Raw genomic sequence first — 15378 nt, 5'->3', positions numbered from 1 at the left:
GCTGCCCGTACGATGACCGGCGTGACCGTCCGCCGTGCCCTTGGCTCCGGCCCCAGGCCCCCGCGCCCAGCATCCGCGCCGCCCAGGCCGACCTGTTCGACGCTCTACCCGGAGAGCGCCTGTCCGACCTCGACGAACTGCGAGCCCGAGGCGTGCTCGGGTCGCGCCCGGCCGCGCCCCCGGCCCAACGCAACTCCAGCGCCAGCGCGGTGAAGACCATCGCCTCGAAGTGCTTGCGGACGAACTGCCCGGTCCGGGTCTTGTCGACCACCGCCTTGCGCCAACGTGCACGTCGTTGTTCCTCAACCCCCGATCAGTGGGGAACGGTATCTCGCGCTCTCCGTCCCACAGGAACGTATGGACAGCCGCCGCGTCACTGGCTGGCCCGGCTCCGCGGATCCGCGATCTCCCGGCAGCGGGATGCCTCGGGGCAGCGGATGCGGTCGACAACCAGCTCACCCTTCGGGGATGATCGGCCGCCATGCTGAAGAACAGAGCCGCGGTGCTCACCCTGATAGTCGCCCTGCTGATCTCAAATGTCGTCCTGCTGACGTTCCTGGTCGGGACCAACCCGTGGTCCAGTGATGTTGCGATAGGCAAGGCCGCCCCCCGCGGTGCGACCATTGCCCTTCCTTCGCTCAAGAGCGGGGAAATCCTGTCCGCAAATCGGTGGCCGGACGCGTGCTCGTTCGTGCGCAAGGAGGAAATCGAGGCGATCTTCCCTGGCGTCAAGGACATCCAACAGGAGAGCCACCCGATTACTGCCTTGTCGATCAAGGAATTCGCTGCGCACCCTTCGTGGAAAGAGGGTGACCGGTCCGAGTCCGGCCGGTGCCTCTACAGCATGCGCCTTCCGGGCGAGACCTACAGCTCTACCCTGTTCTGGCTCCGCATCGAGGCCGTGGCCGACCCCAAGTTGATTGCCGGTTACGTCGATCGTCTCGCGTCTGGGACCAATACCCGGGGGGCGGCAGGCGCGGATCGCTGTGTCATCACCGATCTTGCCGAGGGAAGTTGGAACTGCCACAAAGGCCCGCTGCTGTTCACCGTAGGCGGGCAGACCACCGTGACTTTCAAGGGCACGCCAGCCCCAGCACCCTTCGTCTGGCGGGACGACGTGCTCCCTAAGTTCATCAAGACCATGACCGCGAAGATCAAATAGCTTGGTGCTGGGGCGCTTGCGGTCGCTGGGGCTTGGTGGCTCGTACGGCGGGTGACGGCCATGCGGATCGTGACCGCCGTGCTCGCCCTGCTGGCCGGTGGCGCCGCCTTGTACCGCGTTGGGCCGATGCTCCACCGCTGGGGCTCGGACCGGATCGCCCGCGGGCCCGAGGGCGCCTACGTCTGCCCAATCGAGTGCGCTGGAACGCCACGGCACCCCCGGCTTGAACCTGCAGGCGGGAGCGTCTCGGGGATCGGCGGCCGGCCAGTCCCTCTCGCGCGTCGGCGGGGCCGCGCGCGACGGTGCCTGCACTGTGAGTGGGCGCGCTGATGGCAGCCATTGTGCGTCAGCGACCTTCGGTTGTTGATGACCTGGTCGTGTGCTGCGGGCGCTGGCTGGTCCGCTGTCATGAGGTGACCAAGTGGCTGCTGTTCTCCGACAAGCGCCGGGTCGTCTGGCTGCCATGGGAGTGGCTGTTCACACCACCCCGTAGACCGTGCGCCGGACAGTCTGACCCCGCCGGCGCACCCCACGCGCGCAGCGGCGCTCTGGCCAGTGAGCACCGCTGCGCGCCCGCCAGGTTCTTCCAAGGCCGGCATGATCCGCCCGCAAGGGGGTGACACCACATCACCTCCCTTCTACCAACCCCTGCTCCAGCAGTCCTCCGAGCAGCGCCTTTCGGGCCACGGATGACTTCGCCGGCGCATGCCGCAGAAGAAGGATGTGATCCGGTCAGCCCACTCAGGTCGGGTTGAGTATGCGTGCTCATGTCCGGCGAATCCTCGCGCGGGGAGTATCGGTGCAGGGCCGCAGCACAGCGGCGCCGACCCGATTCAGTGCTGAGTTACGGAGAATCCATTTCCCTGGTCGACGGCATCCCACCGGGTCGGCCACCTGGGCAGCATCCGCTACGTGGTGGAGCAGACCTTCGCTCTCCTCCACCAGTTCAAGCGTCTCGCCGTTCGGTGGGAACGCCGCTTGGACCTGCACGACGCCTTCGTGTCGGTCGGGTGCTCGCTCATCTGCTGGAGGAGGCTCAGGAAGTCGCTGTCTTCCTGAGCCAGCTCTCAAGCCTGTGGCCGGTCGGGCATTCTCACGCCGCCACCGGGCAGTGAACTGATGGAGGAGCTGCCCCGCAGACCGATGACCCAGCCGAAGGCATCGGAAGAGACAGGCACGTCCAGACGCCAGCCGTTGGCGAAGCGCACTCGCAGGCTGCCCGAATCAGCTGCATGAACCTCTGCGACCACCTGATCGAGCAGCTGCAGAAGCCGATCGAGGTTGGTCCGTGTGGATGCGTGGACGGGAACGGCTTCGTGGTCCGTCGTCAGTTCGGCGGGGCTGTGAACCTCGATCCGGCTCGAACCGGTGTGAAGTCGCAGGACGTTGCCGATGATCACCTCTCCGATGCCGATCCCACGCATCGAGTGGATGTCCCAGCCGTCGCACACACGGTTGATCCCGTTGTCCATGCCGTAAACCTACGGACCCCGGCTACCACACAGCCACACCAGATCGTGTTACCAGCTCTGATGCCCGGCAGCTCTACCGCGCGGGCCGCGTCTATCCCGAGAACACCGAGTGGCCGGACGGCGACCGGCTCTTCCGCGTCGGCCGCCTACAGCGAAAGGACGCCGTGCCCGACAGCGAATGGGGTGCCGTCTGGTCGGTCATGCGCACGCTGGCAAACCTGCACGGCGATGAGGGAGTCCGCCTGGTCGTCTGGTTCGACGGCTGACCCCACCAAGCCTGAGCCGCACCTTTGGGGTGTGCCGAAAGCCTTCCCCTTCCCGCAAGACCTCCTCGACGCCCGGGCCGTCCTCGACGAGACCCGTGCCGCGTCCGAGGAGTACTCCAAGACTTTGCCGTGGTCGGCTGAGCCGATGCCCGGCTGGGAGAGCGACAAGCAGCTCCACAGCAACTACATCTCCTCGAAGCCGGACAGCCCGGGATACACCGAGGACCGGGCCGCGGAAGTCACCCGCTTCCGCGCCCGGCTCCTGGAGCTCAGCACCACCGTGTCCACCCATCCCTTCTGGGACTCCGTCGAAGCTGGCGACCGTGTCGAGGCCCGGATGGCGCTCAAGCACGCCCACGAGCCGGCCGAGGCGTAGCCATGTCTGTGCCCGGAGCCATATCGGACCTGGACAAGAACAGGGCCCTGGCCGACTGGCTGGAGTGGCAGCTGCGTCAGGTCCGGGGCCGGATCCGGGAACTGGAGATCAAGGAGTAGCAGGAGCGGCGGCGTCGGGAACAGGCGCACGCCGCGCTGCGGTGGAAGATCCAGCCGCAGCGGTCGTCGTCGGCGGCTCTGGTGCACCGCGGGGACTGTGCCCTGTATCCGGTCGAGGGTGGATTCCTCACCCGTGAGGAGGCGGTGATCGCTTTGGCGGAGCCTGACATCGAGGCGTGCCAGATCTGCAAACCTGAGACGGGGCTGGTCGACGGGTAGGGCCGTACGGACCGCCCGACGCGCCTCGCGGGCGCCGGGCTCGCAGGATCGGTTCCGTGGAGTTCCCGACCAAGGTGGCACTGGCCCAAACCGTCCCGGTCCTGCCCCAGGGGCCGGGCTGGTGGTACGAGCCAAAGTACGACGGCCACCGGACCGTGCTGCGCCGTACCGATGAGACCGTCGTGCTGTACGCCCGGTCGGGCAGGGCCGTTACCCAGCACTGGATGGACCTGGCCGTCGCCGGCATGGAACTGCGCCCCGGCACGGTCCTGGACGGCGAGGCCGTGATCTGGCGGGACGGCCGGTTCGATTTCGCGGCCGCGCAGTCACGGGCCGCGTCATCCACGACCCGGGCCCCGCGCCCTGGCAGCCCGGCACCCGGCCTCCTACGTCTGCTGGGATGTTTTGCAGCACCCGGACCCGGCTATCGGTGACTGCCGGCACCTGCCGTACACCGAGCGCCGCGCCTTCCTCCTGGAGCTCCTTGCCGATGTCGGGCCGCCGGTCCAGGTCACCCCGGCGACCGACGACCGGGACGTTGCCGTGCTCTGGTACGACGGGCTGCGCGAGCAGGGCATCGAGGGCATCGTCTGCAAACGCGGCATTGTCGGCTACTCGTCGGGTCAGCGAGGGTGGTTGAAGGTTCGGCACGCGGACACGGTCGACGCCCTGGTGCTGGGGTTCACCGGCCCCCGGCTCAGGCCGCACCATCTGGTCCTGGCGGTGGGGGACGAGGGCGGGCCGGCCAGGGTGTCCGCACGCCTGGAGCCTGTCCTCGCGGCTCGTGTCGGTGAGGCCCTGAGCGGTACGGCGGTGGTGGGGGAGCGGCGGGCGGAGGGAGAGCCGTACACACGGGTGGAGACGGACCTGGTCGTGGAGGTGCTGGCCGGGTCCGGCCGGCACGGCACCCTCACCGTGACCCGGATGCGGTGAGAATCCCGTGCCTGACTGCTGGCCAGGGGACGCCCTCGTATGCACCATCACGAGCCCGGCTGCGGCGCCCGGTACGACTTCCCACCCACGCGGGTGACACCCGCCGGGCAGCAACGATTCTTCGCTGATCAGGGCCTGAGCGTGATCGACGTGGTCATCTGCGCCGTACCGCGCTTCGCACAGCTGTTTCGGCGCTCGCCGGGCTCGCGAAGCCTGGCGCTCTGGCGCATCGCAGTGGATGACGCCCGAGCGACGCGCCTTCGTCAACGGGGTCGCCGGGCATCCGGCCCGGTGGCCGGCTCTCGGCGGCGAGGAGGTCTCCCATGCCTTCCGCTGGTTCGCAGTGGCGCGACGACCGCCACGCGTGCCTTTCGGTCGCTGTCAGCGGCCGGTGGCGGGCTTCAGCTCGATCTTCACGACGGTGTCGATCGGGTCCGGCATCGGGTAGGTGAAGTGTCCGACCTCTCCGAACTGGATGAAGGGGATGCTGGGGTAGGAGGCCACGACCCATTCCTCGCAGAGTTGGAGTTCGCGGCCGTCGGTGAGTAGCGTGACGCGCTCGATCCGGTCCTTGGGTACGCCGGTCAGCGGCAGAGGGCCGATCGGGGCGCGCAGTACGTGCGCGTAGACGGCCGGCGTGGTGCCGGTGTCGGTGCGGGTGTAGTAGCCCCACTCCGGGGTGCCGAGGCCTGCGGGCCCGGCGCCGTACACGGACTCGCCGTTGACGGCGAGCCAGTCACCGATCTGCCGGAGTCGTTCGACGGCCTCGGGCTGGATGGTGCCGCGCGGGTCCGGGCCGACGTTGAGCAGCAGGTTCCCGCCCTTGGCGACGCACTCGACGAGCTTGGTGACCATCTGCTGCGGCGACTTCCACAGGTCGTCGCCGGCGAAGTATCCCCAGTTGTTGTTGAGTGTGACGCACGCTTCCCAGGGCACCGGCGTGCCGTCGGGGGTATGGAAACCTTCGACCGGTATCACTTGCTCTGGGGAGACGAAGTCTCCGCAGTACGGGGTGGGCTCGTCGGAGACGATGGAGCCCATGCCCTCGCCGCTGGTCTCCAGGCGGTTGTCCATGATGACGTCCGGCTGGAGTGTGCGGACCATTCGGACGAGGTCGGTGGCGCCCCACTCCTCGGGGCCCATTCCCTCGTACGAGAAGTCGAACCAGAGGATGTCCAGCTTGCCGTAGTTGGCGCACAGCTCCCTGACCTGCCCGTGCAGGAAGGTCCGGTAGGAGGCCAGGTCGGGCTCGTGGTCGGCGAAGGCGGGGTTGTCCCGCTCGGGGTGTGCCCAGTCGCCGTGGTGCGGGAAGTCGGGGTGGCGCCAGTCGAGTAGCGAGAAGTAGAGGCCGACCTTGATCCCGCGGGCGCGGAACGCCTCCAGGAACTCGGCGACCAGGTCCCGGCCGATGCCGTTGTGCATGCTGCTGTAGTCGGTGAGGGCGGTGTCGAAAAGGCAGAAGCCGTCGTGGTGCTTGGCGGTCAGTACCGCGTACTTCTGGCCGGCCTGGACGGCGAGCTCGGCCCAGGCGTGCGGGTCGAAGTCCTGTGCGCCGAAGCCGTCGACCGCGTACTGATAGTCGGCGAAGGAGACGCGTTCGTGGGAGCGGAGCCACTCGCCGCGGGCCGGGACGGCGTAGGGTCCCCAGTGGATGAACATCCCGAAGCGGTCGTGCCGGAACCAGGCCGATCGTGCGAAGCGGTTCTCGCTCACGATTTCACCGCCCCGGCGACCATCCCGCTGACGATGTAGCGCTGTGCGGCGAGGTATACGGCGACCACCGGGAGCATCGTCAGGACGAGGTTGGCGCACACCAGCCCGTAGTCGAAGCTGTGTGTGGTCTGGAAGGTGAATACCGTCATCGGCATGGTCCACCGATCGGCGTCGGGGATCAGGAAGAGCACGTTCTGAAACTCGTTCCAGGCATAGGTGAAGACCAGCACCAGCGCTGTGAAACTGACAGGTCGCAGCAGCGGGAAGATGATGGTGAAGAACAGTCGCAGGGGTCCCGCGCCGTCGAGCAGGGCGGCCTCGTCGATCTCGCGAGGCAGCTGCCGAATGAACCCGACGTACGTCAGGGTGATGAACGGGATCTGCACGGCGATGTCGGTGAGTATCAGGCCCAGGTAGGAGCCGCCCAGGCCGATTTCCTGCAGCATCCGGATGGCCGGGATGAACGCGAAGGGCGCGATCAGCCCGGACAGCAGGTAGCTGTAGACCCCGCCGGTGACCCGGCCCGGGCGGCGGGCGATGACGAACGCGGCCAGCGAGCACACCAGGACGGTGCCGGCGGTGACACCGAACGCGATCAGGATGCTGTTGCCGAGCGCCTGGAGCGCGTTGCCGCTCTGGACCACCGTCAGGTAGTTGTCGATGTGCCAGCTCTTCGGCAGGGCGAAGCTCATCGTTTTTGCGTCCGTGGTCCCCTTGAGACTGGTGATGAGCACCAGGTAGAGCGGGGCCAGGAACACCAGGGCGACCAGGGCGGCCAGCGCGTAGGTGCACAGCGTGGCGGTGATCTTCCGGGCACGGTGTTGTGCCGGTTGGCGGGGCCCGGTGGGTGCGAGGGTCATGCCGCCGCCTCCATCTTGCGGACGAAACGGTTGATCACCAGGGCGACGGAGGTGATCAGGAGGAACTGGACGACGTTGACGGCGGAGGCGTAGCCGAGGGCACCCGTGTTGAGCTGTTTGTAGACGTAGGAGGTCAGGACCTCGGTCGCCGTGCCCGGGCCGCCACCGGTGGTGGCGTAGATCATGTCGAACGCCTTCATGCCGGTGATGAAGGTGAGCAGCGCGGCCAGGTTGATGGCGTGGCGGATGTAGGGGACCTTGATGTGGCGGGCCGTCTGCCAGGCGCCGGCTCCATCGAGCTGGGCGCTCTCGATCAGCTCCTGGGGTACGGCTTGGAGGGCGGCGAGGACCAGGACGACTGTCCAGCCGACGCCCATCCAGGTGTCCACCGCGGTGACGCTGTAGAGGGCCAGGTCGAAGCTGCCGAGCCAGTTCTGGTCCAGGCCGAAGGGTGTCAGAAGTGTGTTGAGCGGGCCGTCGGCCTTGAGGATGTACCCGAAGAGCAGGCCGACCACGATCGTGGAGAACACGATCGGCAGGTAGACCACGACCCGCAGGACCTTGGCGCCGGTGAAGGTGCGGTTGAGCAGGAAGGCGATCGCCACACCGAGACCGGTCTTGCCGACGGTGACGCAGGCGGCGTAGAGGAACTGGTTCCAGGTGGCATTCCACAGGACCGAGCTGTCGCCGGCCATCATGCGGTAGTTCGCCAGACCCACGAAGTGCGTGTCCGGGACGTACGTCGACGCGTCGGTGAGCGAGAGGTACATGCCGAAGAAAGCCGGCAGCAGGAAGAAGACGGTGAAGACCGTGACTGCGGGGACCAGGAACGCGTACCGGTAGGTGTGGATCACACCCGACCTGGTGGTGCCCTTCGCGCCTATTCGCGATCTTCGCTGTGCTTCCCCGCGCCTGATGGCGGCGAGGCTCATACTGTCTCCGATCTCGTGCCCGGGTCAGAACCCGGAGGCGTTGGCCTTGGCGCCGGCGCTCTGCCAGGCCTTCTGGACGAGGTCGCCGAACTCGGCGACGTCCGCCCGCTTTCCGATGAGCTCCTGGTAGGCGGCGATGATGTCGTCCTGCGGCTGCGGAATGACCGACTGCTGGTCGAAGGGCACCACGGATCCGCCTTGGTCGACCAGGCGCTGCAGGTCGGCGACGCCGCCGGCCGGGTTGGCGGCCTTGACGTCGGTGAAGGCGGAGACGCCGGGGTTGGCGTCCATGAACTTCTGGGCCTGCGGCTGAGCGATCATGAAGTTCAGGAAGTCCTGGGCCTGCGGGGCGACCTTGGAGAATTTGGCGACCTTGAGCAGGTTGGGCTTCTGGAGGCCCAGTGTGCCGGGGCCCTTTGCTGCGGGGAGCAGGAAGAATCCGAGGTTCGCGGACGGGTTGGCCTTGGTTATCGCGGCGAAGGACCAGGTGCCGTTGATGATGGCGCCTGCCTTGCCGCCCGCGATCGCGGCAGTGGCCGAGTCATAGGTGGCGGTCAGCGCGTCGCCGTTGGTCAGGCCCTTGCCCACCCAGTCGGCCAGCGCCTTGTTCTCCTGGTCGAAGCCCGGGACGTCGGTCCACTTGGTCTGGTTGGCGTCGAGCTTGGACACCAGCTGCTTGTCGGCGCCGATGAAGGAGGCGTTGACGCAGCTGCGGTGCTGGAGCAGGGTCCAGCCGTCCTTGCCGCTCAGGTACAGCGGTGTGCCCCCGGTGTCCTTGACCTTCTGGAGGTCCGACTGGAACTCGGCGAGGGTGGTCGGCGGCTTGGTGATACCGGCCTTGGCGAAGACGTCCTTGTTGTAGATGACGCCGGTGGCGTTGAGGCCGTCGGCGCTGGGAGTGCCCCAGACAGCGCCGTCGGGTGAGGTGATTGCCTTGCGGACGTCCGGGTTGAGCCGCTCCAGCCAGGGGCCGGTGGCCGGCTGCATGATCGCGGCCTTGTTCTTGACGGTGTCCTGGCCGCTGAAGATGTCGACGCCGCCCTTGGCCGCGAGCCGGGCCTGCACCAGCGAGTCGTAGTTCGCGTCCGGCACCGGGGTGAGGGTCACGGTGTTGCCGGTCTTCTTCTCCCAGGCATGGACGTTGTCCTGGAAGCCGGGGACGTTCGCCCAGGAGCTGGGCAGCATGTAGGTGATCGTGACATGGCCGGCGGAGTCGGTACCGGTGTCCGAGCCGCACCCGGCGACGATCGCGGTCGAAGCGAGTGCGGCCGCGCCGATGAGGGCGGTTCTCCGGATTCTGCGCATGACAGGGTTCCTCTCGTTGCTCGGGTGGAGTGAAGACAACACGTGTGTAGGTACACGGGGAGAGAGCCGGGCAGAGCTCGGCAGTGCGCTACGGCACGGAATGCAGGGACCGGACGTCGATCCGCGCGGGGAAGGCGGAGTCGCCGAGCAGGGTTTTGAAGGCGTGGGTCAGCGCCAGTTGCAGCGCGCCGAGTGCCGGGCCGAACGTCGGATGCTCGGTGACGGCGAGCGGCACCGGGTACGCCTTGCGCATCATGGCGTTTAAGTGCGTCATGATGCGCTCGACGAGCTCCTGGTGGTGGGCGAGAGGACCGCCGAGGACGACCAGCTCCGGGTCGATGGTCAAGGCCAGGTAGGCGATGTGGCGCGCGGCGCGCGCGGCGAACGCGTCCACATCCTCCTGCCCGCGCGGGTCGCCGCGGCGGGCATCCTCCAGGACCGGCAGGAACGACTCCACGTCGCCCCAGTGCGCCGGCGCCGGCGGACAGTCGTCGATCAGGTTGAGCTCTCCGGCCAGGTTCCGCCTGCCCCGGTGGATCTTGCCGTCCAGAACGACACCGGCCGCCACTTCGTGCCAGGCCAGAGCCAGGGCGAACGTGTCGGCGCCGCGCGCCGCGCCATAGGCGTGCTCGGCGATCGCGGCGGCGTTCAGGTCGTGTTCCACGATCAGCGGAACGTTCCCGAACACCAACCCGGCTTCCGCCGGTGACAGCCCCTGGAGGTCGGGGTAGTGCGGCGCGTAACTGATCCGCCCGTCCGGCCCGATGCCGCCAGTGAGCGCGATGCCCAGGCCGAGCCAGCTGCCGTGGGTGGCCCGCAGAGCGGTCACCACATGGTCCAGACGTCCTCGGAACGCGCTGATCCGATCTCGCCCCGATCGGGGCTCCGGGTCATGGTGGCGGCCGATGTGGAGGATCCGGCCTCCGATGTCGCAGACCAGGATCCGTTCGCCGTGCTTGCCGAACTCGACGCCGATCACGAATCCGTGCCGGCCCCGGAACCGGAACCGGGAGGCCGGTCTGCCGCCGCTGGGGGTCGGCGACTCCCCGTGCTCGGCACCGGAGGTGACCTCCACCAGGTGGGGGAGTTCGGCCAGCCGCTCCTTGACCGTGGGCCTGGACAGCCCGGTCGCGGACGCCAGCTCGCTGAGCGTCGCCTCACCCAGAGCGTGCAGAGCCGCTGCGCAGGCCATCGTGGTCGTGCGCCCGGAGGCCCGACCACCGGCTGCGAAGGTGAACATGGCACGCTCGTTTCAGGAATTCCAAGGACGTTTCGAATCCGGCCTTCGTAACCGGGTGGGAGGACCGTAGGTGACCGGTCACCGGCCGCGCAACAATTCCGAAAGCCGCGCCCGTTCACTTTCGAAACCCAGATGACGGACAGGCGTTACACGGGCATCTGCTGCGATTTGTCCTGCGGATATGGAGCCTTGCCGAAGGCTGTTTCCGAACTCTTTATGAGGTGGACATGCGTCGCCTAGGTTGCCGCTACCTCACAACCATGCGGCCCCTCATGGGCCGGCGAACAGCAGGAGGCAGCGGTGGCAGACCCAAAAAACCTCACAGCGAGATCCGACATACGCACGGACGACGGCCTGGGACGCCGACGACTCCTCGGCGCGATCGCGGCGATCGGAGCGGGAGTGGCCGGCTCGGGACTCCTCGGCGGGCTCGGGGTCGGCACGGCCACCGCCGCGCCGGCCCGTGCCGCCCTGCGTGCGACCATCGACGCGACTCACCCCGCCCACCTGGTCAACCTCGGGCAGAGCGACGAGCCGTACCAGGGCACGCTCGTGCAGCTGTGGAACACGATCCCCGAGGCCCTCAAGCCCTACTGCTACATCAACCTCATCCCCGGCAGCGAGATCCACGACGTGCCGGCCGCGACCGACTGGATCCAGTCCAGGCTCGACACCGCCGAAAACGCCGGCATTCCTGTGACCGTGCAGGTCGCCCAAGGCGCCACCGGCACCAAGGCCATCCCGGTGAGCAAATGGCGCACCTGGGCGCAGACCCACCCGAAGACCTTCGTCGGCCTCAACGCGGCCGAGCTGTACAACGGCACCGACCAGAGCGACTACCTCATCAGCCTGTTCAACCTCGTCGGCACGCAGGGCATGTTCTTCTTCTGGACCGACACCAACATCTTCGGCACCCACGGCATGATGCTCGACTACATGGAGCGCAACGCCAAGTTCCTGCCGACGATGAAGGCGAACGCCAAGAACCTCGTCTTCATGAACAAGGAGTCGTTCGCCACCGACAGCACCGACGCGCTGTTGAAGGGCCTCTGGCTGACCGGCTACATCGGCAACTGGGGCTCGTCGACCGACTGGTGGAAGTGGGGCCTGGACGGCAAGGGAGTCTTCCCCGGCGGCAGCGGAGAGCAGGACTGGAAGTACATCCTGCAGTACCCCCAGGGCCTGCAGGTGCAGTCGATCGTCCGTGACCTCTCGCAGGGCGCGACCTGCTTCCTGGCGGAAGCCTCGTACTTCACCAACGGCGCGCTCGGAAACCGATACGCCGGTGCCCAGTTCGGCATCTACCCTCTCCTGCAGGCCGTCCTGAAGGGCTGGATCCAGATTCCGACCCGTGCCCAGGTGGCCGCTCAGCAGCAGGTTCTGGCGAAGGGCATCGGGAGTTACACGACGCCGGGCTGGAACGGCTCGGTCAACAACGCGATGGCGGCCGACGGGCGCTACGGGATGGTCTCGCTGGTGCCCACCACGATGCCCGCCGCGGACCTAAGCCCGTTCACCACCGTCACCTCCAAGCAGCCCACCAGCTACTACGACAAACTCTTCCCGGGCTTCGCCGCCACCGGCAACGGCTGGGTGGTGCGCTCCGACGGCGCGAGCAAGCAGTGGTACTACACCAACCCCGTCATGTGGGAACAGCGCAAGACCGCCTCCGTCATCCCACTGACCAACGTGCCCGGCGCACAGGTGACCATCAGCTCCGACGAGCACACCAGCGTGGTCATCCAGGAGAACCCGTCCAATCTGGGCTTCCACGTCTTCAACTACCGGCTCAACCTCACCGACGCCATGTCCCAGGTCACCGACGAGGCGAGCACCGTCGCGTACGGGCAGAACTACATGGCACCCAGGCTGGATGCCGCCGGCAACCCGATCGTCAACACCGACGGCTCCATCACCACCGTCGGCAACCGCACCCTGCCGGACCGGACCTCGCGCGACATCCGCAACGTCACCCTGACCATCGTCGGCACCTGGAACGGTGAGCAGCCGCACGTGGCCTTCGACGACTACCCCGGCATGACCCGCCCCTACACCACCGCCCAGACCTGGGACGCCACGACCAGCACCCTGGTCCTCACCCTCACCATGAACGGCACCAGCCACTTCAACGTCCGGATCAACGGCGGCGGCCCGCACGTGCTGGCGCGCGCCGACTGGACAGTGAAGTACGCCGACAGCCAGGAACTCAGTGCCGAGAACGACCCGGCCACCAGCGTCCTGGACGGCAACATGTCCACCTTCTGGCACACACAGTGGACGAACCTCTCCCCGGCCCCCGCCCACCCGCACGAGATCCAGCTCGACATGCAGCGCACCCACACAGTCTCAGGCTTCACCTACCTGCCACGGCAGGACGGAAGCCAGAACGGCTGGGTCGGCGCCTACGAGTTCTACGTCTCGGCCGACGGCACACAATGGGGCAGCGCCGTCACAACCGGAACATTCGCCGCCGACGCCACCCTGAAAACCGTCAGATTCCCCGCCGTCTCCGGCCGATACGTGCGCTTGCGCGCACTCTCGGAGATCAACGGCAACCCCTGGACCTCCTGCGCCGACCTGACCGTCATCGGTCTGTGACGCGCCCTCTGACGATCCCACCGGAGACAACGAACGCATGACCGCGCACCACCAGGACCTGGCCGTGCTCACCGCGGCCGGGTCCGCCCTCGTCCTCGACACCTCGGGCCCCGGCCTGCCGGCCGTACTCCACTGGGGCGCCGACCCCGGCAGCCTGGGCGACCCGCACGACCTGCTCCACGCCCTGACCCCAGGATGGCCCGTGGCATCCGTCGACCAGCCGGTGCCGCTGCGACTCGTACCGCAGCAGAACGACGGCTGGACCGGACGGCCCGGAATCACGGGCCACCGCGACGGAACCCACCCCTACCTCCGTCTGCTGCTGTCCGAGCCCGTGGCCACCGACGGCTCAAGCGCCGCAGGCGGACACCTCCGGATCCACAGCACCGACCCCGTCGCCGGACTGACGGTCCGTACCGACATCGAGATGGACCACTTCGGTGTCATCAGGATCCGCCACGACATCACCAACGACGGCCCCGGCGTCTTTACCCTCGACAGCGCCGCCTGTCTGCTCCCGGTCGGAGACCAGGCAACCGAGGTGCTCGACTTCACCGGACGCTGGGCCAACGAGCGCCGGCCTCAGCGCGGCCCTCTCCACCACGGACTGACCCTGCGCGAATCCCGGCGCGGCCGCACCGGCCACGACGCCACCGGCCTCCTCGCCGTAGGACAGCCCGGATTCGGCTTCCGGCAAGGCCAGGTATGGGCGGTCCACACCGGCTGGAGCGGAAACCACGTCCACTACGCAGAACGCGTACCCGAGCACGGCCCTGTCCTCGGCGGTGGCGAACTACTCGGACCGGGCGAGATCCGCCTGCACCCGGGCCAGACTCACCGAACCCCCTGGACCTACTTCACCTGGTCCGGCGCCGGGCTCGACGGCCTCTCCGACCGCCTGCACCGGCACCTGCGCGCCCGGCCCGGCCACCCGCGCACACCCCGGCCGGTGATGCTCAACACCTGGGAGGCGGTCTACTTCGACCACCGCCTCGACAAGCTCACCGCCCTGGCCGAACGAGCCGCCGAAGTCGGAGTTGAGCGCTTCGTGCTGGACGACGGCTGGTTCACCGGACGCCGCGACGACACAGCCGGTCTGGGCGACTGGGGCGTCGATACCGACACGTGGCCGCACGGGCTGGGTCCGCTGGTTGACCGGGTCAAGGCCCTGGGCATGCAGTTCGGGCTCTGGGTCGAACCCGAGATGGTCAACCCAAACTCCGACCTGGCCCGCGCCCACCCGGACTGGCTGCTGACCGCCGCTGGACGCCCCGCCCCCTCGGCTCGGAACCAGCAGATCCTGGACCTGGCCCGGCCCAAGGCATACGCCCACATCGCGGACCGCCTGCACACCCTGATCGACGAATACTCCATCGACTACCTGAAATGGGACCACAACCGCGACCTGCTGGAAGCAGTCCACAACGCAGCCTCCGGCGTTCATGCCCAGACCCTGGCCGTCTACCGGCTGCTGGACGAGCTTCGCGACCGCCACCCCGGCCTGGAGATCGAATCCTGCTCCTCGGGCGGCGCCCGCATCGACTACGGCATCCTGGAGCGGACCGACCGCGTCTGGGCCTCGGACACCAACGACCCCCTGGAGCGGCAGAGCATTCAGCGCTGGACCGGCCTGCTCGTGCCGCCCGAGCTGATGGGATGCCACGTCGGCACGGCCACTGCCCACACCACCGGTCGCACCACCCCGCTCTCGATGCGCATGGCGACCGCGCTGTTCGGCCATGCCGGCATCGAATGGGACCTGACTCAGTGTGGCGAAGACGAACTCGCCGAGCTTGCCGGATGGGTACGGCTGCACAAGAGACTCAGGGCCCTGCTGCACAATGGGACAGCCGTCCGCGCCGATCACCCGGATCCCGCCGCCTGGCTGCACGGCGTAGTCTCCGAGGACCGCCGCCACGCGGTATTCAGCCTGGTCCAACTCGCCTCCTCGACCGACTCGGTGCCCGCGCGGATCCGCTTTCCCGGACTCGACCCGGACCGCTCGTACACCGTCACGATCTGCCCCGAGATCCAGCCGACACAGGCACACCCCAGCACAGCCGTCCCGTGGGTCACTCAAGGAATGATCCGCGCCACGGGGTCGGTACTCGGGACGATCGGCCTGGCGGCGCCACTTCTCGATCCGATGCAGTGCATCGTGATCGAGATGCAGGCAGTGTGAG

General features: G+C 67.8%; 13 protein-coding genes. 7 read left to right on the top strand and 6 right to left on the bottom strand.

The features are described from left to right. Positions 1-481 precede the first annotated feature (481 nt). Positions 482-1162 (top strand): hypothetical protein, encoded by a 681-nt coding sequence (locus ACFYY1_RS41285; RefSeq protein ID WP_388595080.1) that lies wholly within the window; start codon positions 482-484, stop codon positions 1160-1162. 1067 nt (positions 1163-2229) lie between these two features. On the opposite strand, the gene ACFYY1_RS41280 is transcribed toward ACFYY1_RS41285, so the two are convergent. Continuing rightward, on the bottom strand, positions 2230-2634 hold the full coding sequence (locus ACFYY1_RS41280; protein WP_388595078.1) for a DUF6188 family protein: 405 nt from the start codon (positions 2632-2634) through the stop codon (positions 2230-2232). A 297-nt stretch (positions 2635-2931) separates the two neighbouring features. On the opposite strand from ACFYY1_RS41280, the gene ACFYY1_RS41275 reads away from it, so the two are divergent. The 4 genes from ACFYY1_RS41275 (at position 2932) to ACFYY1_RS41260 (ending at position 4547) form a co-directional block, all read left to right on the top strand. Beyond that, positions 2932-3276 (top strand): hypothetical protein, encoded by a 345-nt coding sequence (locus tag ACFYY1_RS41275; RefSeq protein ID WP_388595076.1) that lies wholly within the window; start codon positions 2932-2934, stop codon positions 3274-3276. A gap of 155 nt (positions 3277-3431) precedes the next feature. After that, complete coding sequence (locus ACFYY1_RS41270) at positions 3432-3614, top strand: DUF6233 domain-containing protein (protein ID WP_388595085.1); 183 nt, start codon at positions 3432-3434, stop codon at positions 3612-3614. Between the two features lie 56 nt (positions 3615-3670). After that, a complete protein-coding gene (locus ACFYY1_RS41265) occupies positions 3671-4048 on the top strand; it encodes a hypothetical protein (protein WP_388595075.1) in 378 nt (125 codons plus the stop codon). Further along, positions 4020-4547, top strand: coding sequence for an ATP-dependent DNA ligase (locus ACFYY1_RS41260; protein WP_388595073.1), 528 nt, complete (start codon positions 4020-4022; stop codon positions 4545-4547). The genes ACFYY1_RS41265 and ACFYY1_RS41260 overlap by 29 nt, the downstream gene beginning before the upstream one ends. A gap of 381 nt (positions 4548-4928) precedes the next feature. Here the strand turns inward: ACFYY1_RS41260 and ACFYY1_RS41255 are convergent, their stop codons facing one another. The 5 genes from ACFYY1_RS41255 to ACFYY1_RS41235 all read right to left on the bottom strand — a co-directional run bounded on the left by ACFYY1_RS41255 (position 4929) and on the right by ACFYY1_RS41235 (position 10597). Further along, positions 4929-6260 carry an alpha-L-fucosidase gene (locus tag ACFYY1_RS41255; protein WP_388595072.1) on the bottom strand — a complete coding sequence of 444 codons (1332 nt, stop codon included), beginning with the start codon at positions 6258-6260 and terminating at the stop codon, positions 4929-4931. Continuing rightward, positions 6257-7120: a carbohydrate ABC transporter permease gene (locus ACFYY1_RS41250; protein ID WP_388595070.1), complete on the bottom strand. Its 864-nt coding sequence runs from the start codon at positions 7118-7120 to the stop codon at positions 6257-6259. Before ACFYY1_RS41250 ends, ACFYY1_RS41255 begins: the two co-directional genes overlap by 4 nt. After that, positions 7117-8052 (bottom strand): carbohydrate ABC transporter permease, encoded by a 936-nt coding sequence (locus tag ACFYY1_RS41245; RefSeq protein ID WP_388595068.1) that lies wholly within the window; start codon positions 8050-8052, stop codon positions 7117-7119. Before ACFYY1_RS41245 ends, ACFYY1_RS41250 begins: the two co-directional genes overlap by 4 nt. Before the next feature lie 24 nt (positions 8053-8076). Next, positions 8077-9357: an ABC transporter substrate-binding protein gene (locus tag ACFYY1_RS41240; protein ID WP_388595066.1), complete on the bottom strand. Its 1281-nt coding sequence runs from the start codon at positions 9355-9357 to the stop codon at positions 8077-8079. 88 nt (positions 9358-9445) lie between these two features. Then, positions 9446-10597 carry an ROK family transcriptional regulator gene (locus ACFYY1_RS41235; protein WP_388595065.1) on the bottom strand — a complete coding sequence of 384 codons (1152 nt, stop codon included), beginning with the start codon at positions 10595-10597 and terminating at the stop codon, positions 9446-9448. A gap of 300 nt (positions 10598-10897) precedes the next feature. Here ACFYY1_RS41235 and ACFYY1_RS41230 point away from each other — a divergent pair, with 300 nt between their 5' ends. Together ACFYY1_RS41230 and ACFYY1_RS41225 are read left to right on the top strand one after the other, a co-directional pair. Beyond that, a complete protein-coding gene (locus ACFYY1_RS41230; RefSeq protein ID WP_388595063.1) occupies positions 10898-13195 on the top strand; it encodes a discoidin domain-containing protein in 2298 nt (765 codons plus the stop codon). Positions 13196-13232: 37 nt separating this feature from the next. After that, positions 13233-15377, top strand: coding sequence for an alpha-galactosidase (locus ACFYY1_RS41225; protein ID WP_388595062.1), 2145 nt, complete (start codon positions 13233-13235; stop codon positions 15375-15377). Position 15378 lies beyond the last annotated feature (1 nt).

It is taken from the genome of Streptomyces sp. NPDC001890 (assembly GCF_042891445.1).
GTDB lineage: Bacteria > Actinomycetota > Actinomycetes > Streptomycetales > Streptomycetaceae > Streptomyces.
The sequence above is the reverse complement of the archived record's forward strand: the minus strand, read 5'-3'. Positions and strand labels throughout refer to the sequence as shown.